Consider the following 23,313-nt stretch of genomic DNA (forward strand, 5'->3'; position numbering starts at 1 on the left):
GCTCCTCATTGATCACATAACTCATTGATTTCATTTAATATATATTTTTACTAAATGGTAAAAGAGATATCTTATTGTTATTTTACCATTATAATGGACAGGAAAAAGATGCAAGGATGTGATAATGTATTAAAGATATTCCTTCAAAACAAATAACCTATTTCAACCTTTCTTATTCATTTGAATCTATCATTAATAAAACCACATATACAAATGAATTCTTGCACATAAAAATACTGAAATATTGAGGGGAATTAAAAAATGAAAAAAACAGAATCTAAAACTTTCTCTTCTTTAGAGAAATCGATAAGGTGGAAAACTCTTATTATAGGTTTGGCTGTTTTTCTTTCTGCTTTTTTAATGTTTGTTACATCATTTTTATATGCCGGTAATGGTTTTAAACACTGGATTAAAGAGTTTAAAAAAATAGCTCTCGCCAATAATATCTCATCTTCTACATTTGACATGGCTTTTAAAAATGTTAACGCAATTGATCCAGAAGTTTTAGAACGAGCTGCATACCAGCCAGAATTTGTTGATCATCCATGGAATTATTTTGATAATCGTGTTCATGATTTTGCTATTTCAGAAGGGCAACGCCAAGCTCAAAAATGGAAAAACTGGCTTCCTCAAATTGAGAAACGTTTTGGTGTTGACCGTAATATTCTCCTAGCCATTTGGTCAATGGAAAGTAATTATGGAAAAATTTTAGCAAATAAAAGTGTCATGCGTGATACCATTCGTTCACTTGCAACCCTAGCCTATGCTGACAAAAAACGTGCAAAATACGCACACACACAACTCATAGCTGCCATGAAAATTCTCCAACGTGGTGAAATTACACGTGCACAACTTACTGGATCTTGGGCCGGCGCAATGGGGCATACGCAATTTATTCCAAGCAGTTATCTCGCTTATGCCATTGATATGGATGGGGATGGACGACGAGATATCTGGAATTCTGTTCCAGATGCCCTTGCAACCGCTGCTAACCTGCTCCACATGAATGGTTGGCAACCTAACTTCCTTTGGGGAGTAGAAGTTAAATTGCCGCAAGGAAAAAATCTTCCTGGGGATTGGCATTCCTTTGAACAGTGGGCAAAATTAGGCGTAAAACACGCAAATGGAGAGCCCTTACCTTCATTATCTGAACAAGCAATATTGAAGTATCCAGATGGGCTAAAAGGACCTGTGTTCTTAGTAACAAAAAATTACTTTGTGCTTAAACATTATAATAATGCAGATCGCTATGCTTTAGCGGTCGCCCTTCTTGCTAACCGTATTGCTGGACACCCTGGACTGATTCAGGATTGGCAACGACCATTCAAACCTCTTACTTTCCATGAACGCAAAGAATTGCAATCACGTTTAATGGCGCTTGGCTATTATAAAGGAGAAATTGATGGCAAAATTGGCACCGTCTCTCGAAAAGCACTTAAAGATTTTCAACTGCGCCACGGCTTAACGACAAATGGATATCCAACCCCTGAAGTTCTCTTTCTTCTTCGAAAACAATAATTTGGAGTAAAGTGTTTGTCTTATTTCCGATCAATATACTTAATCTTCTTGCTTTTCTCTCTCTTCACTGTGAGTGTTATGCAACCGTCTCCAAGTAAAGCGACAAATTTTTTTAAGTGGTTGTTAGAACATAACAAACAAGAGCAACTACAACAATACCCAAAAATTATAGAACAGAAGAGATACAAACCACCCAAAAAAACTATAATACAAAAATCTGTAAAAAAGCTAAAAGAAGAAAATGCAAAACGTATTCTTGTCATAGGGGACTTTGTAGCTTCTGCTGTTGCCGACGCTCTTAAGAAGCTGTTTATCGATAAGAGTGATATCATCGTCATAAATCATACAATACCAAATTCTGGTTTAATCCGTACTGATCAAACTTCTTGGAAAAATAATATTTCTAAACTTATTGAGAAAAATAAACCCGATGCGACTGTTATAGTGATTGGTGCCAATGATAATCAAACAATAACAACATCTTATGGCATATTCAGTCCAATTCAGCCAGAATGGCTCAATATCTACAAACAAAGAATTTCCGAAATTGCTGAAGACCTTCACACTTCAGGAAAACCGTGGATATGGATGGGACAACCTACTTTTGGAAATGATGATTTGACACAAAAAATGAAAATCTTCAATGAGCTCTACAAGCAAGAAACAGAAGAAGCAGAAGGATATTTTGTCGATGTTTGGGATGGTTTCATTGATGAACAAGGGCAATTTTCTTTTTCAGGCTATGATATAAATGGAAAAGTTGTTAGATTACGCTCTCGTGATGGTATTCATTTTACTTCTGAAGGAAAGAGGAAACTTATTTCTTATTTAGAAAAAAAATTGGAAAATATTTTAAATTTTCATACACTTTCCCATGAAAATTCACTTTTTATCAATGTTAACACGCCCAAAATTATGCAAGAAACACAGAATATTGAGCGTCAATCTCCAATAACCCTCCATGATATTGCACAACAAAATACTGGATTGCTCAATAAAATAGATCAAAGCTTTATAAAAAGATCATGGCTTCCAGCAAATGGTCATCAGAAAGACCGCGCTGATAATTTTTCTTTCCCTTGATACTTTTAAAACAGAATCTTGTCATTTGCAGAGCACATGACAAGATTCTGTTCATATAATCATAATGAAGTAATAATTTGCATCAATCTCAATTGCAGAAAAGAATATAACAACGGTATGGCTCTTGCACCATACCATTATCTTTTACAGCCCTCGTTTTTTTATCATAGCTTCTGGTGATGGCAATCGTCCCCGAAAAGCTTTATAGAGTTCCTCTGGATCATGGCTTCCCCCAGCAGAATAGATAAAACGCTTTAAGCGATCAGCAAGTTCTGAATCAAAAACATCACCGGTTTCTTCAAAAGCTTGAAACGCATCGGCATCGAGTACTTCCGACCACATATAAGAATAGTACCCAGCAGCATAACCATCTCCTGAAAATATATGGGTAAAATGCGGAGGACGATGACGCATGATAATGGTATTGAGCATTTGCAACTTTTCTAATTCTTGGCGCTCAAATAGTGTTGAATCAGTTATTGTTTTTCCTTTATGAAAAGCCATATCCACGAGAGCGGATGCGGTAAATTCAACCGCAGCAAAACCAGCATTAAATCTCTGTGCGGATAGAACTTTATCCATTAATGTTTGTGGCATAGGAAGCCCTGTTTTTACATGCGTAGCATAAGATTTTAAAGTCTCTGGTACAGTTAACCAATGTTCGTAAAGCTGAGAAGGAAGTTCAACAAAATCACGCGAAACGGATGTTCCTGCTACAGATGGCCATGTTACATCAGAAAGCAAACCATGTAATGCATGGCCAAATTCATGGAAAAGCGTACGTGCATCATCAAGTGATAAAAGTGCAATATCTTCTTTAGGTGGCTTAGCAAAATTACAAACATTGTAGATAATAGGCTTTTGTCCGCCATTCAATTTATGTTGCGATTGTAAACTACTCATCCACGCACCAGAACGTTTTGAAGGACGCGCAAAATAATCCCCAATGAAATGCCCAAGCAGGCTTCCATCAGATTTTTTCACTTCCCACAAACGCGCATCAGGATGCCAAAGTGTAAGAGCGCTTTTTTCTTCAAATGTAATGCCAAAGAGTTTTTCTGCTACCCCAAAAGCTGCTTTAATCATGCGATCAAGTTGAAAATAATATTTAATTTCAGATCCATCGAAAGAAAATTTTTCAGCGCGCAGTTTTTCAGCATAATAACGCCAATCCCAAGCTTCTAAAGTCTCGTTGCTTCCTTGATTGTGTGCAAAATTTTGCAATTCAATTTGTTCGCTAGAAGCTTTCGCTCTTGCCCGTTCCCATACAGATGTAAGCAAATCCATAACCGCATCAACACTTTTAGCCATTGTATTATCAAGTTTTAAATCTGCAAAGGACTTATATCCTAACAATTTAGCCTTCTCATCACGAAGCGCAATAATTTCTAAAATAATTGACCGATTATCGTTCTCGTTATCATTTTCACCACGTTTGGCCCAAGCTTGAAATGCGACTTCACGCAAATCACGGCGCTGAGAAAATTTCAAAAAAGGATCAATAATTGAGCGTGCTAATGTTAATGCATGTCTCCCCTCATGCCCCCTTTCGCGCGCAATTTCCTTCATTGAAGCAATAAGATCATCAGGCAAACCACATAAATCTGTTTGTTCTAAAAATAAAACCCATTCAGCTTCATCTTTTAAAACATTCTGGCCAAAAGTAGCATTTAAAAAAGCAAGTTTCTCATTAATTTCTGCAAGCCGTTTTTTATCCTCTTCATCAAGTTTTGCACCATTGCAAACAAACTTTTTCCACCATAATTCAAGTACACGTTTTGTTTCACTATCATACATGCCTTGCTGTGACTGCTTATAAAGCACATCTATTTTCGCAAATATTCGTGCATCCATCATAATTTTGGAAGAATAACGAGAAAGTTTTACAACAAACTCTTGTTCTAATTTCTGAATCAACGCATTACTATGTGCACTTGAACGCAAGAAAAATATTGAACAAACACGATCAAGTGCTTTGCCAGAAAGCTCAAAAGGTTGCAAAAAATTCTCAAGAGTCGTTGGTTCTTGCACCGTAGCAATAGTCTCTAGTTCTTGTTCTGCTTCTTGAAGAGCCTGTTCAAAAGCGGGTTTAAAATCTTCGTCACTTATTAAAGAAAAATCAGGAAGCCCTGAAAATCCCTTCCAGTCCAGCACTGCTGCTTTTGTCATAATATTCTCTCTCTCCATTATGAATTTAATGTATAACGATTACCTTTACGACACAAATTGATAATATACTAAAACTATTGTGTGAACTTCAAAAATGCCTTTCAGATCTTTCTCTCTTAAAGGCAGAAATCAGGAATATCACTCTTATTTAAGAGGTAAACAAAAATGAAAATTTCTCTATGTCTGAATTCATGAAATTGTTTATAACCTGTAATCTATCCTTGACTTTATTTTAAATATTAACAATTGGAGGAATATAATTGGGGAGGGCTTTTTTAAAACTTCCATAACTTTTTTTATCCTATCCTAGAATAATTATATTCTCCCATCCTTCGGAAGGTACTTTATTATGACTGAAATTAAAACGACCTTCGACTTTAAAAATTCTTCACCTGAAGTCCTCGCCGAGGAATTAAAAAATTATCATTTTGCTGATTCGATTGATATCATCAATGATCTCGATATCATGGAACGCGTAGCTATTCTTAGCCTTTTACCCCTTGATTATACAATTGAGCTTTTTGACAAACCAGAACTTGAACAATCAGCAGCGATTCTTGAACTTCTTCCTGTTAATCGTTCAGTTGAAATTCTTGATGGCATGTCGGCTGACGCTGCTGCCGATGTCTTTCAGGAAATGGATAAGGAAACCCGCAAAAAGCTTTATGTATTGCTTAAACCCTTAACGCGTGCTGAACTCAAAAAACTTACAAGCTATCCTGATCATACAGCGGGTGCACTTATGACAACTGAGTTCATAGCTGTCCCCGCAAACTGGACCGTAAAAAAAACGTTGGATCATATTCGTGATGTTGAACGAACACGTGAAACAGTTTATACAAGCTATGTCATCGATCCCAAAACAGGCACTCTTCTCAAGGCTGTTTCGCTGCGTAACCTTATCCTTGCCTCACCTGATGATCAAATTCTCAATGTTTCTAACCATGACACACCTATTGCAATCTCTCCCTTCACACATCACGAAGATATTGCCCGTCTTTTTCAGCGTCATGACCTTCTCTCTGTACCAGTTATTGATGAGAGTAATCATGTCATTGGTATTGTAACCGTCGATGACGTCCTTGATACAATGGTTGATGAAATGAGTGAAGATGCCTATAAATTTGGAGGTATGGAAGCTCTTGATAAGCCCTATATGCAAATCAACTTTCTAGGGATGATGAAAAAACGTGGTGGTTGGCTTGCATTACTTTTTCTTGGCGAAATGCTAACAGCCAGTGCTATGCAATATTTCGAAACAGAACTTGAAAAAGCCATCACTCTCACACTCTTTATCCCCCTCATCATGAGTTCGGGAGGAAACTCTGGTTCTCAAGCAACATCCCTTATTATTCGCGCTTTAGCTCTACGTGAATTGACACTTAAAGATTGGTGGAAAATCATACTCCGTGAAATTCCAGCAGGAATATCCCTTGGTCTTTTACTTGGCGTTATTGGAATGATGCGTATTGCTCTTTGGCAAGAGCTTGGTATTTACAACTATGGTGAACATTGGATTTTTATTGCCATAACGGTAGGTGCTGCTTTAGTTGGAATTGTCACCTTTGGTTCTTTATCCGGCTCCATGCTTCCCTTTATCCTTAAACGTTTTGGATTTGATCCAGCAAGCGCTTCCGCTCCTCTTGTTGCAACTTTAGTGGATGTTATGGGAATCGTGATCTATTTTTCTGTTGCCTCCTTTATCTTGTCTGGAACTCTCCTCTAAGAGGAAAAGCAAAAATGCTCCCCTCATACAACTTAAAATCTTTGTTTTGTAAGCAAAATGTTGATTTTTTTTAAATATAAAATAGCACTATATATTTTAAATAAGCTCTTTTAAGATTGCCATAATTCACTGTTCAAAATGCTTTTATTATGAATAAACACAAAATATTCAACGACCCTTCAAGAGAGAAATTTTAGAAAAAATCGAATATATATTAACGTAATGTTTTAATAAAAGGACGTAAAAAACCTTTTATACAAAAGTGAAAATCGTAAAAACCTACACTTGAATCGATTAAAAAGGTTCCAAAAGCAGGAATGTTACTGCAAAAAATATAATAAAATCAATAACAAATAAATTTCTTGCTGCTAAGAAACAGTAAGTGATTGAATTGTTTTTCTTATCCCTCTTCCAAAATTATAAAAAAACATGTAAAAGGCTCTGTAATAGTAAGGTAAGGAGCGCAAAGGCGTTGCTTCAAATGAAATCTCATTAAACGAAAAGAAGAAAATTTATGCAATTGCGTAATATCGCCATCATTGCCCATGTTGACCATGGCAAAACAACACTTGTAGACGAGCTTCTCAAACAATCAGGAAACTTTCGTGATAACCAGCGTACCAGCGAACGTATGATGGATTCAAACGATATTGAAAAAGAACGTGGAATTACAATTCTAGCAAAAGTAACGTCCGTCGTTTGGAAAGATACCAGAATTAACATTGTTGATACACCAGGTCACGCTGACTTTGGTGGAGAAGTTGAACGTATTTTGAACATGGTCGACGGAGCAATCGTGCTTGTTGATGCTGCTGAAGGCCCAATGCCACAAACAAAATTTGTCGTTGGAAAAGCATTAAAAGTAGGTTTACGTCCAATTGTTGCTATCAATAAAATTGATCGAGCTGATGCACGAGCCGATGAAGTTATCAATGAGGTTTTTGATCTTTTTGCTGCTCTTGATGCAACCGATGAACAACTTGATTTCCCTATTCTTTATGGATCAGGTCGTGATGGATGGATGGCTGAATCTCCTGAAGGACCGAAAGATCAAGGATTGAGCCCTTTATTTGATCTTGTAACTCGCCATGTTCCTTCTCCTAATGTAGCGGAGGGACCATTCCGTATGATCGGAACTATTCTTGAAGCAGATCCATTTCTTGGGCGAATTATTACAGGACGCATTCATTCGGGCTCGATAAAACCCAATCAAAGTGTCAAAGTTCTTGGGCAAGATGGAAAACTTTTAGAAACTGGACGTATTTCAAAAATTTTGGCATTTCGTGGACTAGAACGACAACCTATTGAAGAAAGTGTTGCTGGTGATATTGTAGCAATTGCTGGTCTACAAAAAGGGACTGTTGCCGATACTTTCTGTGATCCCACGATCAATGAACCTCTCACCGCCCAACCCATTGATCCTCCTACTGTTACGATGAGCTTTCTCGTCAATGATAGTCCCCTAGCGGGAACTGAAGGCGATAAAGTAACAAGCCGTGTCATCCGTGATCGTTTGTTAAAAGAAGCAGAAGGGAATGTAGCCCTGAAAATTGAAGAATCAGCTGATAAAGATTCTTTCTATGTCTCAGGACGAGGGGAATTGCAACTTGCAGTTCTCATTGAAAATATGCGCCGTGAAGGGTTTGAGCTTAGTGTTTCACGACCACGCGTTGTTATGCAAAAAGATGAAAACGGAGCAACTCTTGAGCCAATCGAAGAAGTTGTTATCGATGTTGATGAAGAATATTCCGGAACTGTTGTTCAAAAAATGTCCGAACGTAAAGGTGAAATGGTTGAATTGCGCCCTTCTGGAGGAAATCGTGTCCGTCTTGTCTTTTATGCACCAACGCGAGGCCTCATTGGTTACCAATCAGAGCTTTTAACTGATACACGTGGTACAGCCATTATGAATCGCCTTTTCCATACCTATGAGCCTTATAAAGGAGACATTGGTGGTCGCGTTAATGGTGTTATGATTTCAAATGATAACGGTGAATCTGTCGCTTATGCTCTTTTTAATCTTGAAGATCGTGGACCTATGGTGATCGATGCCGGTGTTAAAGTCTATCAAGGTATGATTATTGGTATACACTCACGTGATAACGATTTAGAAGTGAATGTTTTAAAAGGAAAAAAGTTAACCAATATGCGTGCTTCTGGAAAAGATGAAGCCGTAAAATTAACCCCTCCAATTAAAATGACATTAGAACGTGCTCTAGCTTGGATACAAGATGATGAATTGGTAGAAGTAACTCCTAAAAATATTCGTCTACGCAAACTCTATTTAGATCCCAATGAACGCAAACGTTTTGAAAAAACACGCGCATCAATTTCAAGCTAACTTTATGGCTTTTTCAATCAAATATTTATTGTATTTAGCTTCATCATTCCAGAAAGGATGTTTCCATGAATATTAAAGAAATCCCCGTGGGTAAAAATCCACCTGAAGATATCAATGTTATTGTAGAAGTCTCTCTTGGTGGTCAACCAATAAAATATGAGATGGACAAAAAATCGGAAGCCTTATTTGTTGATCGTTTTCTCCATACATCAATGGTTTATCCAGGAAATTACGGCTTTGTCCCACATACACTTTCAGATGATGGTGATCCTATTGATGTTCTTATCTGTAATACCCGTCCACTAATTCCTGGTTGTGTTATTAATGTTCGCCCTATCGGTGCTCTCATGATGGAAGATGATGGTGGTAAAGATGAAAAAATTATTGCTATTCCTACTCCAGAATTAACAAAACGTTATATCAATATTCATAATTATACAGATCTTCCTGAAATTACCCTAAAACAAATTGAACACTTCTTTGAGCATTACAAAGATCTTGAGCCTGGGAAATGGGCTAAAATTGAAGGTTGGCGGGATAAAAATTTTGCACATGAACTGATTAAACAAGCCATTGAGCGCAATAAGCAATAAAAAAATATAATCATCGCAAAAAATAAAGCCTGTTTTTTGAATAGGCTTTATTACTTTGAGATATCATCTTCTAAAGATTGCCATATCTGCTTTAGCTTTTCTAAATGTGTTGAAAAGTAAAGCTGCTTGTAGCGAGATGCTGCACCACTTTTCAAAGAAATACAGGAAGATGGTACTTTCCATTGCTTCGATAAAAATTGAATGAGAGCCTTATTTGCCTTTCCAGCTTCAGGAACAGCACGAAGGCGTATAACTAAATATTGCTTTCCATCATCCCTGCATTCGATCCCCATTATTCGATCAATGGAAGCTTTTGGAGTGAGATGCACAAATAAACTAAAACCATGATTATCATCACCTTGATAAAACATCTTCATGCATCTCATGGAGTATTTTTATAGATACATGCCTGCATAAGCACGCCACATAAAAGTACGAATAAAATGAATAATTATAAAAACTACAAGAGGCGAAAGATCAATTGTTCCAAAATTTGGTAAAATCCGCCGAATGCGACTTAAAATTGGCTCTGTCAACCGATGCAAAAAGCTTCCTATCAAAACAACAAAGCGATTGCGTGCATTTATAATATTAAATATATAAAGCCAAGAAAAAATGACACTTGCGATTAAAATATCTATATAAATACTGAAAATAAGATCTATTACTTGAAGCAATGCATAAACCATGTTTATTCCTCTTTTAATCAAAGAAACAAAAGAGTGTAGAGAGCTTTCATTAAAATAACTCGTTTATGGAACAAGAGCATTGTATACTAATGTCTTTTTCCATAAATAAAAAAACCAAACATCCAAATTCTTTATCTTTTCTATACTATAATAGGATGATAAATCTCATAAACAAATATGAAAAACAAAAACAGCTGAACAAAACAGAAACAACAGTGCGTCATTTGAGAACCTTAAAAAAATTTTGAAAATCCCTTATAGAATAATCTCGTTGTTTCAATCTTAAGGATGTTACAAAAAACACTTAAACAAAAACGGCCTTTAAAGGCCGCTTTTGTTATTTTTAAGATTATTTCTGCAAAGCAATCAAGCGATTAAGGGCATTGCTAAAACCATTTAACTGAACGAATAAATCATTCAAAGGTGGTTCACCTGGAGCAGCAATTGTCATAGCCAATTTCAAATTCTTTCCAGCACGTAAAGCTGCCACATGATTTTTATCAAACACTATTGGAACAATGCAACCTGCTGGTACACACGTCCGAATGCCGGTTTCGATAGCAGCCTTTCCCTCATCAACTTGTAAACGAACAGGCTTAGAGACCAAAATGCCAAAAGGAACTGTTAGATTACCAGATACCACACCATCAGCATTGAGAATAACATTCATGGCCACAACAACACGCCCCTGATCATTCACTTCTTGACGGTGCATAAAACAAACTTTTTTTCCCTCTTGCATACCACAATTAATAGTCCACAAGCCGTAAGTTTCAGCCAAAGAAGAAGCTCCATTTGGCAATGTCGCTGCTGCTGGTTTTGAATCTGATGCAAACGCTACAGACGAAATAGTCAAGAGAGTAAAGGCTATAAGTAAATTAAATAACTTTTTCATTTTATATTCCAGTTCTTTACATAAAAGAGAAACACGCTTATTATCTTTTATAATTATACATAATATAAAAGCATCTTAATCAAAAAAAGAGCTTTCTGTCATTATATAGCTTTTATAATTGCCTAAGGCTACCTCGAAATTCATTAACAACTTTTCTATAGACATGCTTTTTAAAAGAAATAACAATTGAAGGAAGAATTTCCAAGTCAATCCATTTCCACTGGTCAAATTCTGGTTTATTACCATCCGGCGGGGGATTAATCGCGATTTCAGAAAGATCTCCCGTAAATTGAAAAGCAAACCATTTTTGTATTTGTCCTCGATATTTATTGCTTAATTTACTCCCAACAAGTTCTTGTGGAAAGTCATAAGTGAACCAATCCTTTGCTTCCTTAATCAACTTTACAGATCGAATGCCTGTTTCTTCGTACAGTTCACGACATGCTGCCTCTAATGGCTCTTCATTCTCATCTATCCCCCCTTGAGGAAGCTGCCAACGATGAGACATCTCAGTATCGGAAGGAGCACACGTCATTACACGGCGCCCAACCCACACTTTACGTGTATGATTAAAGACAACAATTCCAACACATTTCCGATAAGGAAGGGCTTTCAAATTAACCTCTGCATTACCCATTCGATGATCCTTTAACTGCGCAAGCCCTTTCTTATTTTAAAATATCCTTATTGGGATCTGGTGGAAATGCTGCATGCACCATTTCACCCCGTAATAACTTATAAGCCTCACGCAATTGAATATCATCCTTAGGATCTTGTGGAACAAAAGCAGCTGAACCAGACCCTTTATTGCTTTCTTGCTTCCCTTTAATATGCCCTTTTAATGTAGATTCACCGATCTTTACATCATAGCCTTTATATTTTTCAGGAAGTGGTTGTTCTACAAGAATATCAGGTGTAATTCCTGTCCCTTGAATTGAAGTGCCCGATGGCGTGTAATAAAGCGCGGTAGTTAAGCGTAAAGCACCATTCTCACCTAAGGGAATAATCGTTTGAACAGATCCCTTACCAAAAGATTGTGTCCCTAAAATCGTAGCACGACGATGATCTTGTAATGCGCCAGCAACAATTTCAGAAGCACTTGCTGAACCACCATTAATGAGCACAATGAGAGGTTTTCCATTGATGAGATCTCCTGGTTTAGCATCAAATCTTGTTACATCACTCTTCTTACGCCCACGAGTCGATACAATTTCACCTTTATTGAGAAATGCACTCGAAACACTCACAGCTTGATCTAAAAGACCACCAGGATTAAGCCGTAAATCAAGAACATACCCCTTCAACTTATCTTGAGGAATTTTAGACTGAATATCTTTAATTGCAGCCTGAAGATTGCTAAAAGTCTGCTCAGAAAACTGAATAATTCTTAAATATCCAATATCACCTTCAACGCGATATTTCACTGCCTTTACTTTGATGATGTCGCGAACAACTTTAATTTCGAGTGGCTTATCAACACCTGAACGCATAATTGTCAACATTATTGGTGTTCCAGGAACTCCTCGCATCTTACTAACAGCTTCATTCAATGTTTGACCATTCGTCTCTACACCATCAATTTTTGAAATAAGATCCCCTGCTAAAATACCTGCTTTTGCAGCAGGTGTATCATCCATTGGGGAGACCACTTTAATTAAACCTTTCTCCATGGTAACTTCAATACCAAGACCTCCAAACTCTCCCTTCGTAGAATCCCGCATCTCCTTAGCTTCTTGCGCATTCATATAAGATGAATGGGGATCAAGCGATGTGAGCATTCCATTGACAGCATTTTCAATAAGCTTTTTATCATCTGGAACCGTCACGTATTGCATACGCACTCGTTCCAAAATATCGCCAAATAGAGCCAGCTCTTTATACACATCACTTTCATTATTGGCAGCAACAGACTGCACCATTATCATTGAACTGGCGCCGAGCAATACCCCAGCGACCAAAAGAATAACTTTACGAATCATTTTGGTTCCTTCTCGTTTTTTCAGTCCGCCACCAAGGAGATGGATTCACAGGCTTTCCTTGCTTTCTAAACTCAATGTAAAGCATTGGAGCAGTTTTTCCTATATCCAATGCAACACTGTTCGCAACAAATTGCATCCCCATCGTTCCAAGAGGTTCACCTGCCAGAACAAACTGTCCCTGACTTACGTTGATTTTTGACATTCCAATAAGAATGATATGATAACCATTTCCAACATTGAGAATAACTAACTGTCCATAAGAACGAAATGGCCCCGCAAAAGCAACAAGAGCATCAGAAGGGGATATAACAACAGCCGATTCTTCTGTTTCAATCATTTCACCAAAGCGCATCATCTGCGAACTATTACGCACACGCTCCACTCTTTTTCCTAAAACAGGTAAAAGTAAAGAACCTTTTTGGCTTTCAAAATTCGACTGTTCTAATAATTGTAAATTTTTCCGTACCTGTGTCGATACATCAGAGCTCAGTTTTGATTGACGATCAAGTTCTAAAATCAATTCCTCCAAAGATTGCGCTTTTTTAGCAAGAACAATGTTTCTTTGTTGCTGCTCAATAAGCTCTTTCTCTGATCTTTGTTGTAATTCAGCTTTTTTACCTAATAAAAGCTCTAAATGCTTTCGCTGTTCTGCTTGATTTTGCATTTTAGCCTTTAGCGCTGTATATTCCATGGTAATTGAATTGGTTAAATTGGTCAACGCCTTCAGACTTTCTGTTAAAGCTCGTGTTTTCTCTTGCATTTGAGGTACAACAGCTCCTAATAAAACAGAACTACGGACAGACGTTAATACATCTTCAGGCCGTAGCATAAGCGCAGGAGGAGGATTTAATCCCATGCGTTCTAAAATGGCAAGAACTTCAGCAAATTCAGTCCGCCGATTTTTTAAATTTTGTTGAACTTGTACCCGCTTTTCTATCATTTTTTTTAGTTTTTCTTCTCTTTCAACAATATCATTCGCTACTGCACGTTCTGCTTTAGCAGCCTTTATGAGAGCATCGCTTAAAGCACGCTGATCTTTTTTTAAACCTTCAACTTGATGCTTAAGAAAAGAAACCCGCTCACGTGAGAGTGAAATATTTTTGTGAATCTCTGCTAACGCTTTATGTGCTTCTTCTACACTCCTCACTGTATCTTCAGCATGCGATACAGAAAAACAAAACCCCATACTCAAAAAAAACACGAAAAATATCATAAATTCTTCATATAAATGTTGCATTTTTCTATGAAGACTTTCTTTCATTTGCCCAACCATTAAGCATCATCGCATAAATTAATATGCTTTAAATGACGTCAACTAAAACAATATTAATAAATACACAATTAAGTGCTAAAAATTGTGCAAAAATATTAAACACGATGATAGGGATGGTTACTAGAAATTGTTACAGCGCGATAAAGCTGTTCTGCAAGGAGTATGCGCGCAATTTGATGCGGCCATGTCATAAAACCAAAAGACAAAAGAAAATCAGCACGGCTTCTTATCTGTTCACCATGCCCATCAGGTCCCCCTAAAGCAATTATCAAATCACGGACACCTTCATCACGATAAAAACCCAACTTTTCAGAAAAAGCAGATGATGAAATTGATTTCCCACGCTCATCCAAAACGATTAATCGACACTTTTCAGGCAAAAACTCGATAAGTTTTCTTCCCTCTTCTCCCATACGTTGACATGCTGTCTGAGCACGACTTTCTGATATCTCCTGCAATTTTTTTAAATGAAATCCCACAGCTCCAGAACTTTTAGAAAAACGATCTAAATAATGGTGAACCAATTTGTACTCTGCACCCATCTTCATACGACCAACAGCAAAAATAGAAATTTGCATGCTAATGATCTCCAAAGAGAACCGATTTTGTATTGTTTAAATCCGGAGCAAGCCACATTTTTTCTAAATTATAAAAGAGACGAATTTCTGAGCGAAAAAGATGAACAATAATATCACCTGTATCAATCAAGATCCAATCGCCCGCCGCAAGCCCTTCTACTCTTGCAAGACCGTACCCACTCTCTTTCCAAGTGCGTAATAAATGATCAGCAATAGCAGTAACATGGCGTTGTGAATGTGCTGATGCTATCACCATGTAATCAGCCAAAGATGATTTACCCTGAATATCAATGGAGACAATATCTTCTGCTTTTATATCCTCTAAACTCTTGAGAATAATTTTCAGAGCCTCACCGGCAGAAAAGATTCTCTTTTCTGTCGTAGTTTCAATACTGAAAGAGTATTTTTGTGAAATGTTTTCCAGATCTATATCCTTTCTTATCATTTAAAACAGAGAAGAAACAGAAGCAGAATCTTATAAAATGTTCAAGAAAAATTATTCTCCTTTAAACGAAGATTCGTTGAAGACTGAAAAGATAAAGGTCCATGTAAATAAGTCCAAACCGGTGGTTTTATAAAAGGCAATCGTATACTTTTTCTCTCATCTAAACGAACAGAACGGTAAATATGTGCCATAGGAGAAGAGAGTGCTGACATATGCGCAAAAGGACGATCGATAATTGCAATAGGAAGCATCGATATAATATCACGCCATCGAGACCAATGGTGAATCGTTGCAAAACTATCTGCACCCATAACCCACACAAAACGTACCCCACGGCAATGCGTGAGAATATAAGAAATCGTATCTCTTGATATTTTACTTCCTATTGCCTGTTCAAAACCCGTTACGCGAATCTTCGGATGATTGACAAGTTCAATACTTAGCCGCATTCTCTCATTTAAAGAAGGTAAATGTGTATGATCTTTTAAGGGATTTCCTGGAGTTACCATCCACCATAATTGATCAAGATGCAAACGCCGAATTGCACTTTCTGCAACAAGAAGATGTCCAGCATGCGGAGGATTAAAAGAACCGCCAAAAAGTCCCACAACATTGGATTTTTCAACATATGGCATGCGATCTTTCCAAAGAAAAAATGGATTTTTCAAGGCCTAACCTGTCCATTTCCTTTAATGTGATACTGAAATGATGTCAGCTGTTCAACACCTATTGGACCACGCGCATGCATTTTTCCTGTTGCAATACCAATTTCCGCTCCAAAACCAAATTCACCTCCATCAGCAAATTGTGTCGATGCATTATGCAGTAAAATAGCTGAATCTAAACGATTAAAAAATATCTTTACCACTCTCATATCCTCAGCAATAATCGATTCTGTATGTCCCGATGAATAACGTTGAATGTGCGTAATGGCTCCTTCAATACCTTCAACTGTTTTGACAGAAAGAATTGCATCCAGATATTCATGCGACCAATCTTCTTCAGAGGCTAATTTAACATCTGGTATAAGAGAAACAATATCCTCTGTTGCACGAATTTCGCACCCCTTTTCTTGTAAAGCAGTTAGAACAGGAAGAAATTTTTTTAGTGCTTGGCGATCAATGAGAACGGTTTCAACAGCACCGCATATGCCGGTTCGCCGCAATTTTGCATTGACAACAATCTTACGCGCCATATCTAAATCTGCTGATTGATCAATATAGATATGACAAAGCCCCTCCAAATGGGCAAAAGTTGGAACACGTGCATCAGACTGAACACGTGCAACAAGGCTTTTGCCACCACGAGGTATAATAACATCAATCATACCATCCAATCCTTTGAGCATTTCTCCAACAGCATTACGATCTGTCGTTCCAACCATTTGAATAGCATGTTTGGGAAAACCAGCTTCCTCCAATCCTCTTACCAACGCTGAATGAAGTGCGTGAGAAGAATGAAAACTATCCGAACCACCACGTAAAATTGCAGCATTTCCAGCCTTCAAACATAAAGCGCTTGCATCAATTGTAACATTTGGTCGACTTTCATAAATGATGCCAATTACACCAAGAGATGTACGGACACGGCTAATATGAAGTCCATTTGGACGTGTCCATTCACTCATCACTTGCCCAACTGGATCAGGCAAAGAAGCTATTTGGCGCACGCTCGCTACGATTGCATCCAAACGCAATGCATCTAATTTGAGCCTATCAACCATTGCTGCCTTCAAATTATTCTGAGCAGCATTTTCTAAATCCTGACAATTAGCTCGTAAAATTTCAGCTGATTGATCTTCTAAACTTAAAGCTATCATTTCTAATGCCTTATTCTTTTGTTCAGAAGACATAATAGCCAATGCCGTAGCAGCATGGCGCGCTTTTCGCCCCATGTCCTTCATCTGTTCTTTTAAAGACATAATATCATCCACTCTGCCAAAACAATAAACAAGATAACTTTTTTAAACAGACTCGGTCAAGCAGCGTAAAACCATATCATTACGATGGACCATAGCAGAGCGCGCATCATATCCAAGGATAGATTCAATTTCCTCGCTTTTACATCCCATAATGCGTACAACTTCATCTTTGCCATAACTTACAAGTCCACGAGCAATCTCAACACCATTTGTATCAACAATCGCAATCGTATCGCCACGATTGAATTTTCCCTCAACAGCAATCACTCCTGCAGCTAATAACGATTTTCCAGCTTCAAGAGCCTTAACCGCTCCCTGATCAATCGTCAAAATACCTGATGGATCTAAATGACCAGAAATCCAAGTTTTCCAAGCATTAACAGGTTTTTCACCCGCAGCAAAAAAACTGTTGCGCTCCCCTCTGTCAAGGGCCGCAAGAGGATTCATACGCTTGCCTGAAGTAATAACCATCGCTGTTCCAGCGGAATTTGCTATTTTTCCAGCATCTAACTTGGTCTTCATTCCTCCACGAGAAAGCTCTGAAGCAGCTACATCTGCCATTTTTTCGATATCACTCGTAATTGATGGAATAAAAGGAATAAATTCAGCCGTGGGATCACGATGAGGAGATTTCGTATAAAGGCCATCAATATCTGATAAAAGGATCAAAAGATCCGAACCCATCATTGTTGCTACGCGTGCCGCTAAACGATCATTATCACCATAGCGAATTTCACTTGTTGCAACAGTATCATTCTCATTAATAACAGGTACAGCACCAAAACGCAAAAGCACATTAATTGTAGCACGTGCATTGAGATAACGCCGTCGCTCTTCCGTATCAAAAAGAGTGAGTAAAATTTGACCTGTTTTTAATCCGTATTGAGCAAGCGCATCACCATAAGTTTTAGATAATTCAATTTGTCCCAGAGCAGCACACGCCTGACTCTCTTCTAATTTCAAAGCTCCTTTAGGAAGCTGAAGCAATGTTCTTCCTAAAGCAATAGCACCTGAGGATACCAATAAAATCTCAACACCTTTTTGACGTAATTTAGCAACATCACTTATCAAACTGTTGAGCCATTCGGCCCGTAAACCTGTTTGAGGATCAACCAAAAGAGCAGATCCAATTTTGATCACAATGCGTTTATAGTGTGCAAGTTTTTGTAATCCAACTGCCATCTTAATCAATCCTACTGCTCTCCATCATCATCTTCTTTGCGTGCCATTTCAATAATATGAGCAACTGCACGGAGCACATTTTCTAGACCTTCACGACTCACCGCAGAAAACATCATCACAGATTTACCCGTTACTTTTTGTAAAATCTCTTGTTTGGCTTTACGCCCCTCAAGAGTGAGAGTATCTATCTGACTTAAAGCTATAATTTCAGTCTTATTACTCAAGTTATTTCCATATGCTTCTAGTTCATTACGCACAATCTGGTATGCTTTTGCTACATCTTCTTCTTGAGCAGAAATCAAATGGAGTAAAACACCACAGCGTTCTACATGCCCTAAAAAACGATCCCCAATCCCTACGCCTTCATGTGCTCCTTCAATTAAACCGGGAATATCAGCCAAAACAAATTCACGAGCATCAACCCGTGCCACACCAAGATGAGGATGGAGAGTAGTAAAAGGATAATCTGCAACTTTTGGTTTTGCAGCTGTTACTGATGCTAAAAAAGTTGACTTCCCAGCGTTCGGTAAACCAATAAGTCCACCATCAGCAATTAACTTCAAACGAAGCCACAGTGTGCGCTCTTCTCCAACCAAACCCGGATTGGCGCGACGAGGTGCCCGATTCGTAGACGTCGTAAAATGAAGATTCCCAAAACCACCGTTTCCTCCTTTTGCAAGACGGTAACGTTGTCCCACTTCTGTTAAATCACAGATTAACGTTTTATTATCTTCTTCAAAAATTTGTGTTCCAACCGGTACTCTAAGGATGATATCATCGCCTTTTTCACCCGTCATGTTACGTCCCTTACCATGTCCTCCTGTTTTTGCCCTAAAATGCTGCTGATAGCGATAATCAATCAACGTATTGAGTCCATCAACAACAACAGCCCAAACATCCCCACCGCGTCCACCATTGCCTCCATCAGGACCACCAAATTCAATAAATTTTTCACGGCGAAATGATACTGCCCCTGCCCCTCCATTACCTGAACGAATATAGACTTTAGCTTGATCAAGAAATTTCATTGAAAATACTCTCTGAGGAATCAATCCCTCTACCTCTATAGGCAATGCATCGGTTTTACCAGTTTTTCATTATTGACGAAAGAAAAACTATCAACGATATCACCAACAGTCGTTTGTAAAAATTCTTACATTAAATCTGTGAATATCCTTAAATCTTCTGAAGAAAAGATACTATTGTTGTATTTCTGTCTTACCTTTAGAACCTAGGGCTAAAAGATAAAGCTCTACTGACTCTGATCGGCTTGCAGGCGGTTTAACATGATGAACTGTTTTAAAATTCTGCTTCAAGGTCGTGAGAAGAGTGTTCTCTGCCCCCCCCTGAAAAGCTTTTGCTAAAAAATGTCCTCCAGGTTTGAGAACTGAAAGAGCAAAATCAGCGGCAACTTCACACAAATGGATCGTCCTTAAATGATCCGTCTGACGATGGCCCGTTGTTGGTGCTGCCATATCAGAAAGCACTACATCCGGCTTTGTCCCTAAGGCATCAATTAATTTCTGTGGTGCATCTGCATGCAAAAAATCCATTTGCAACATCACCACTCCAGGTAATGGATCAACATGCAAATAATCAATGCCAACCACATTAGGTTTTTGATCACTGGAACCCACTATCCGTACAGCAACCTGACACCATCCTCCCGGCGCCGTACCTAAATCAATAATCTTTTGACCTTTTTTGAGAAACTTATAGCGTTCATTAATTTCAATTAATTTATAAGCCGCACGCGAACGATAACCATCCACCTTCGACTGATGGACATAAGGGTCATTCAGATGCCTCTCTAACCATCGTCGTGATGACGCTTTAATGGTTCCTGCTTTTTTCTTTACACGCTGATATAATTCATGTGATCCTGAACCACCGTATCCACCTGCTGGTATTTTTATCTTTTTTTTCATTGTTATTCATTGTCTCCGTCTTTCGATAACTGCTAACGTTTGACGCTTTTCCGCTTTCCATTGCAATGCCATACACCATCGCGTAACATCAACTCTATCAAAATTCCTTCTCTTAAACCACGATCAGCAACTCTTAATCGTTGACTGGGCCAAATTTCTCGAATAACATCTAAAATCGCGCAACCAGCTAAAATTAAATCTGCTTTTTCTCGTCCAATGCAAGGATTAGTTGCACGTTTTTTTATATCCCATGACAATACACGTTTTGTCATAAGTGTAATGTCTGCATCATTCATCCAAATACCATCAACTTGTCTTCGGTCATAACGCTCTAAATTAAGGTGCATTCCTGCTAAAGTCGTAATCGTTCCAGAAGTTCCCAAAAGATGAAACTTCGATCCTTGAGCTAAAGTCCCCAATTGGTGACGTCCTGAAAAATTATTTAACAAATTTCGTACATAATTTTTCATATTTTCAAAATCATCTAAACTAACATCATTTCCTCCAAAGCGCTCAGCAAGCGTGACAACACCAACAGGAAGCGAAGTCCATGCCGCAATCTGTTCGGTTAAACGTAAAGAACGCTTTTTGGAAACATCAAGGAGTACAATTTCTGATGATCCTCCCCCAATATCAAAAAGCACAATTGCATCAGTGTTCGGTTCAACAAGCGTACCACACCCTGAAACAGCAAAGCGCGCTTCTGTTTCCCGATCAACAATTTCCAATTCAAGACCAGTCTCATCCAAAACGCGTTGAATAAAATATCTACCATTTTTTGCCAAACGGCAAGCTTCTGTTGCAACTAAACGATAACGCTTAATACGCCTCTGTTTTAACTTGAAATGACAAATCTTTAAGGCTTCAATTGCACGATCCATTGCTCGTGTATTAAGAAAACCAGTATTTACTAAACCTTCTCCTAATCGTACAATACGTGAAAAAGCATCAACAACGCGGAAATGTCCTGGTTTACTGGGAGATGCGATAAGAAGACGACAGTTATTTGTTCCCAAATCAAGTGCCGCATAAAGAGGTGGAGATTTTAATTGAGAAAACTTTGGGAAAAAAGGCGTTTTTGAGCCTTTTGTTTTTTCAATACCTGCGGTTGCTCGACCATTAAATTCAAAAGCTGTATCGGAGTGCATAAAATTCTGTTTGCGATATCTTCTTCGCTGTTTTTGCTTTATATCAACAGAAAGAGAGCATTCCTCTGTCTTTAACGATGCAGAATGATTATTTCGATTGCTAGCACAGTGATCATACAATTGCTCTCCTCTGACATCATACGCTTTTCCTTGCTTTGACTCTTTTGAACCATAATCTAACGGGGGCATTTTTCCTTATCCCTTGAGCGTTTTCCCCAATAAATAAACGCAAGAACTCTCTCTGCTCATTACTAAAGCTAAAGTAACAATGCGGCATTAAATTACAAATATCAAGAAAACATTCGTTACTTTTTCTCTCATTAGGATTTTCTATGCTAACATCACTCAACTTTCTGAATAATTTTTGGTTGTTTCCACAAATCTGTATTTTTCTTTATAGTCTTAAAACGATAAATTAATTATTTACGTTTCGTCCATTTCATAAATTGCCATCTTCTCTTTAATCATTCACATCGAGGTTTATCTCTCTTGTAAAAAGATAAATTTATATTCTTAGAGAATTTTTAAATTATAATTTTTCTTATATTTATAAAATAATAGCATTATAATTGCGTTTTGCAGAAGATTGAACCTTTATGCTTTAACCACAAAAAATACGACATTATTTCAATTGGAAACCCTTTATGTCCAATGATACCACTCAAAAATCGGTATGGGATTTTTACAAAGGAAAAGTTAACCCATCTCTTGTTCAAAGGGATTATATTCCTCTTTATCGCTATTTATTTTAATCTAACTATTCTCAATAACTTTTTACTGTTAATAGCTAATGTAATTAACTTTATAAATCCTGTGAGGAAATTCTAACTCGTATTCTTAATGTTCTATTACAGAATAAATAACCTCTTGCAATTTTACATCCGTAAAACACATTCTAAATTGAACAAATCATTTCTATATTATGCTATAAAAATCATTTAACTATTAAATTTTTTCCTTAGATCTGAAAATATAAAACAATAATCTAAGTTATAGGCAAATAAGATCTTCTAAAATTGCTTTATAAGTTTAACGTTGTAAAGAATAAAGTGCTGCACTCAAACCTTTAAATGGTACAGTAAAAGAAAATATTTTCCCTTCTTTAATCTTATAGGAAATACGTACTTTTTTGTTTTGTTCTATTTGTTTGCTAAAAACTGGTCCTATAGGCGATTGTGCCAAGCAGATAGTTTCATTACATTGCGTATAACGAATAAGAACAGGCTTTTTAACACCTTCCATAAACATTCGAATAGGAACACTTATATCAGTATTTGGTAATGTCCGAAAAAGCATCACTGCTTGGCCATTTTTGGTAGAAACAAGAGACCAACTAAAAATAGTGTTATCATCTTGGTCATGAACTGTTTGCGTTACATTACAGATACCTTGCTTAAGCTTTTGTTTTTCATCGCAAATCAATGTCCAATAATCAAATTGCATAATAATTCGACGTGTTTCACCAGGTTCTCCTTTAGGAATAGATAACTGCGGTGGATGCACCGTATAAACATTATCCTTCTCATTAGCAAAACTTTCGCCCTTGCCGATTAAGGCAAGGACAAACAGAATAATTATAAAAATATTTGGTTTTTTTATCATACTATCAGTTTTTTTCATCATCATCTAAGTCTCAGAGTAATCCCTGCACCTACACCCCAGTGACCTCCAGCACTTGTGACTGATACATTAGAACGAATGTTCCCATCTTCAGAGGTATAACCAGCACCAAAAGCAAAAGCAGATTGACTACGCCATAAACCTGTACCAAATGAAACACTTAAAGATCCTGGTATATCATAATACCGTAAGTTAGAGACCGCCAAACCAATAGCGGCTGCTTGC

Annotated in this window: 22 protein-coding genes; 5 read left to right on the top strand and 17 right to left on the bottom strand. The window is 37.6% G+C overall.

Features of this window, described 5'->3' with window-relative positions:
* Nucleotides 1-261 precede the first annotated feature (261 nt).
* On the top strand, nt 262-1,518 hold the full coding sequence (locus AC0QT1_RS02545; RefSeq protein WP_473200055.1) for a lytic murein transglycosylase: 1,257 nt from the start codon (nt 262-264) through the stop codon (nt 1,516-1,518).
* A gap of 15 nt (nt 1,519-1,533) precedes the next feature.
* On the top strand, nt 1,534-2,601 hold the full coding sequence (locus AC0QT1_RS02550) for an SGNH/GDSL hydrolase family protein (protein WP_473201575.1): 1,068 nt from the start codon (nt 1,534-1,536) through the stop codon (nt 2,599-2,601).
* 144 nt (nt 2,602-2,745) lie between these two features.
* Here the strand turns inward: AC0QT1_RS02550 and AC0QT1_RS02555 are convergent, their stop codons facing one another.
* Complete coding sequence (locus AC0QT1_RS02555) at nt 2,746-4,770, bottom strand: M3 family metallopeptidase (RefSeq protein ID WP_473200053.1); 2,025 nt, start codon at nt 4,768-4,770, stop codon at nt 2,746-2,748.
* Between the two features lie 349 nt (nt 4,771-5,119).
* Here AC0QT1_RS02555 and mgtE point away from each other — a divergent pair, with 349 nt between their 5' ends.
* The 3 genes from mgtE to ppa all read left to right on the top strand — a co-directional run bounded on the left by mgtE (nt 5,120) and on the right by ppa (nt 9,430).
* Entirely contained in the window at nt 5,120-6,496 is a 1,377-nt protein-coding gene (mgtE, locus tag AC0QT1_RS02560) for a magnesium transporter (protein WP_473200052.1), read from the top strand.
* A 514-nt stretch (nt 6,497-7,010) separates the two neighbouring features.
* Complete coding sequence (typA, locus tag AC0QT1_RS02565; protein WP_473201576.1) at nt 7,011-8,837, top strand: translational GTPase TypA; 1,827 nt, start codon at nt 7,011-7,013, stop codon at nt 8,835-8,837.
* A 65-nt stretch (nt 8,838-8,902) separates the two neighbouring features.
* Nucleotides 8,903-9,430: an inorganic diphosphatase gene (ppa, locus tag AC0QT1_RS02570; RefSeq protein ID WP_473200050.1), complete on the top strand. Its 528-nt coding sequence runs from the start codon at nt 8,903-8,905 to the stop codon at nt 9,428-9,430.
* 50 nt (nt 9,431-9,480) lie between these two features.
* Here the strand turns inward: ppa and AC0QT1_RS02575 are convergent, their stop codons facing one another.
* The 16 genes from AC0QT1_RS02575 to AC0QT1_RS02650 form a co-directional block, all read right to left on the bottom strand.
* The gene (locus tag AC0QT1_RS02575; RefSeq protein ID WP_473201586.1) at nt 9,481-9,801 is read right to left on the bottom strand and encodes a DUF167 domain-containing protein; all 321 of its coding nucleotides are present in this window, start codon (nt 9,799-9,801) and stop codon (nt 9,481-9,483) included.
* Between the two features lie 24 nt (nt 9,802-9,825).
* Nucleotides 9,826-10,119, bottom strand: coding sequence for a YggT family protein (locus tag AC0QT1_RS02580; RefSeq protein WP_473201577.1), 294 nt, complete (start codon nt 10,117-10,119; stop codon nt 9,826-9,828).
* Between the two features lie 349 nt (nt 10,120-10,468).
* Complete coding sequence (locus AC0QT1_RS02585; protein ID WP_473200048.1) at nt 10,469-11,014, bottom strand: invasion associated locus B family protein; 546 nt, start codon at nt 11,012-11,014, stop codon at nt 10,469-10,471.
* 112 nt (nt 11,015-11,126) lie between these two features.
* Nucleotides 11,127-11,651, bottom strand: coding sequence for an RNA pyrophosphohydrolase (locus AC0QT1_RS02590; RefSeq protein ID WP_473200047.1), 525 nt, complete (start codon nt 11,649-11,651; stop codon nt 11,127-11,129).
* A 31-nt stretch (nt 11,652-11,682) separates the two neighbouring features.
* Nucleotides 11,683-12,993 carry a S41 family peptidase gene (locus AC0QT1_RS02595; RefSeq protein ID WP_473200046.1) on the bottom strand — a complete coding sequence of 437 codons (1,311 nt, stop codon included), beginning with the start codon at nt 12,991-12,993 and terminating at the stop codon, nt 11,683-11,685.
* The gene (locus tag AC0QT1_RS02600) at nt 12,983-14,266 is read right to left on the bottom strand and encodes a murein hydrolase activator EnvC family protein (RefSeq protein ID WP_473200045.1); all 1,284 of its coding nucleotides are present in this window, start codon (nt 14,264-14,266) and stop codon (nt 12,983-12,985) included. The genes AC0QT1_RS02595 and AC0QT1_RS02600 overlap by 11 nt, the downstream gene beginning before the upstream one ends.
* 95 nt (nt 14,267-14,361) lie before the next feature.
* Nucleotides 14,362-14,844, bottom strand: coding sequence for a 23S rRNA (pseudouridine(1915)-N(3))-methyltransferase RlmH (gene rlmH / locus AC0QT1_RS02605; protein WP_473201578.1), 483 nt, complete (start codon nt 14,842-14,844; stop codon nt 14,362-14,364).
* 1 nt (nt 14,845) lies between these two features.
* Nucleotides 14,846-15,289 (bottom strand): ribosome silencing factor, encoded by a 444-nt coding sequence (rsfS, locus tag AC0QT1_RS02610; protein WP_473200043.1) that lies wholly within the window; start codon nt 15,287-15,289, stop codon nt 14,846-14,848.
* 41 nt (nt 15,290-15,330) lie between these two features.
* Complete coding sequence (locus tag AC0QT1_RS02615; protein WP_473200042.1) at nt 15,331-15,924, bottom strand: nicotinate-nucleotide adenylyltransferase; 594 nt, start codon at nt 15,922-15,924, stop codon at nt 15,331-15,333.
* 29 nt (nt 15,925-15,953) lie between these two features.
* Nucleotides 15,954-17,210, bottom strand: a complete 1,257-nt coding sequence (locus tag AC0QT1_RS02620) for a glutamate-5-semialdehyde dehydrogenase (RefSeq protein WP_473201579.1) — start codon at nt 17,208-17,210, stop codon at nt 15,954-15,956.
* A gap of 42 nt (nt 17,211-17,252) precedes the next feature.
* Nucleotides 17,253-18,392, bottom strand: a complete 1,140-nt coding sequence (proB, locus tag AC0QT1_RS02625) for a glutamate 5-kinase (RefSeq protein ID WP_473200040.1) — start codon at nt 18,390-18,392, stop codon at nt 17,253-17,255.
* A gap of 11 nt (nt 18,393-18,403) precedes the next feature.
* Nucleotides 18,404-19,420: a GTPase ObgE gene (obgE, locus tag AC0QT1_RS02630; RefSeq protein ID WP_473200039.1), complete on the bottom strand. Its 1,017-nt coding sequence runs from the start codon at nt 19,418-19,420 to the stop codon at nt 18,404-18,406.
* A 171-nt stretch (nt 19,421-19,591) separates the two neighbouring features.
* Nucleotides 19,592-20,320, bottom strand: coding sequence for an RlmE family RNA methyltransferase (locus AC0QT1_RS02635; RefSeq protein ID WP_473201580.1), 729 nt, complete (start codon nt 20,318-20,320; stop codon nt 19,592-19,594).
* A 32-nt stretch (nt 20,321-20,352) separates the two neighbouring features.
* Nucleotides 20,353-21,657 (bottom strand): Ppx/GppA phosphatase family protein, encoded by a 1,305-nt coding sequence (locus AC0QT1_RS02640; protein WP_473201581.1) that lies wholly within the window; start codon nt 21,655-21,657, stop codon nt 20,353-20,355.
* 840 nt (nt 21,658-22,497) lie between these two features.
* Entirely contained in the window at nt 22,498-23,088 is a 591-nt protein-coding gene (locus tag AC0QT1_RS02645) for an invasion associated locus B family protein (protein ID WP_473200226.1), read from the bottom strand.
* A 2-nt stretch (nt 23,089-23,090) separates the two neighbouring features.
* Nucleotides 23,091-23,313, bottom strand: a 223-nt coding sequence (locus tag AC0QT1_RS02650) for a YadA-like family protein (protein WP_473201582.1), incomplete at its 5' end; no start/stop codon positions are given.

It is taken from the genome of Bartonella sp. P12B (genome assembly GCF_055796185.1).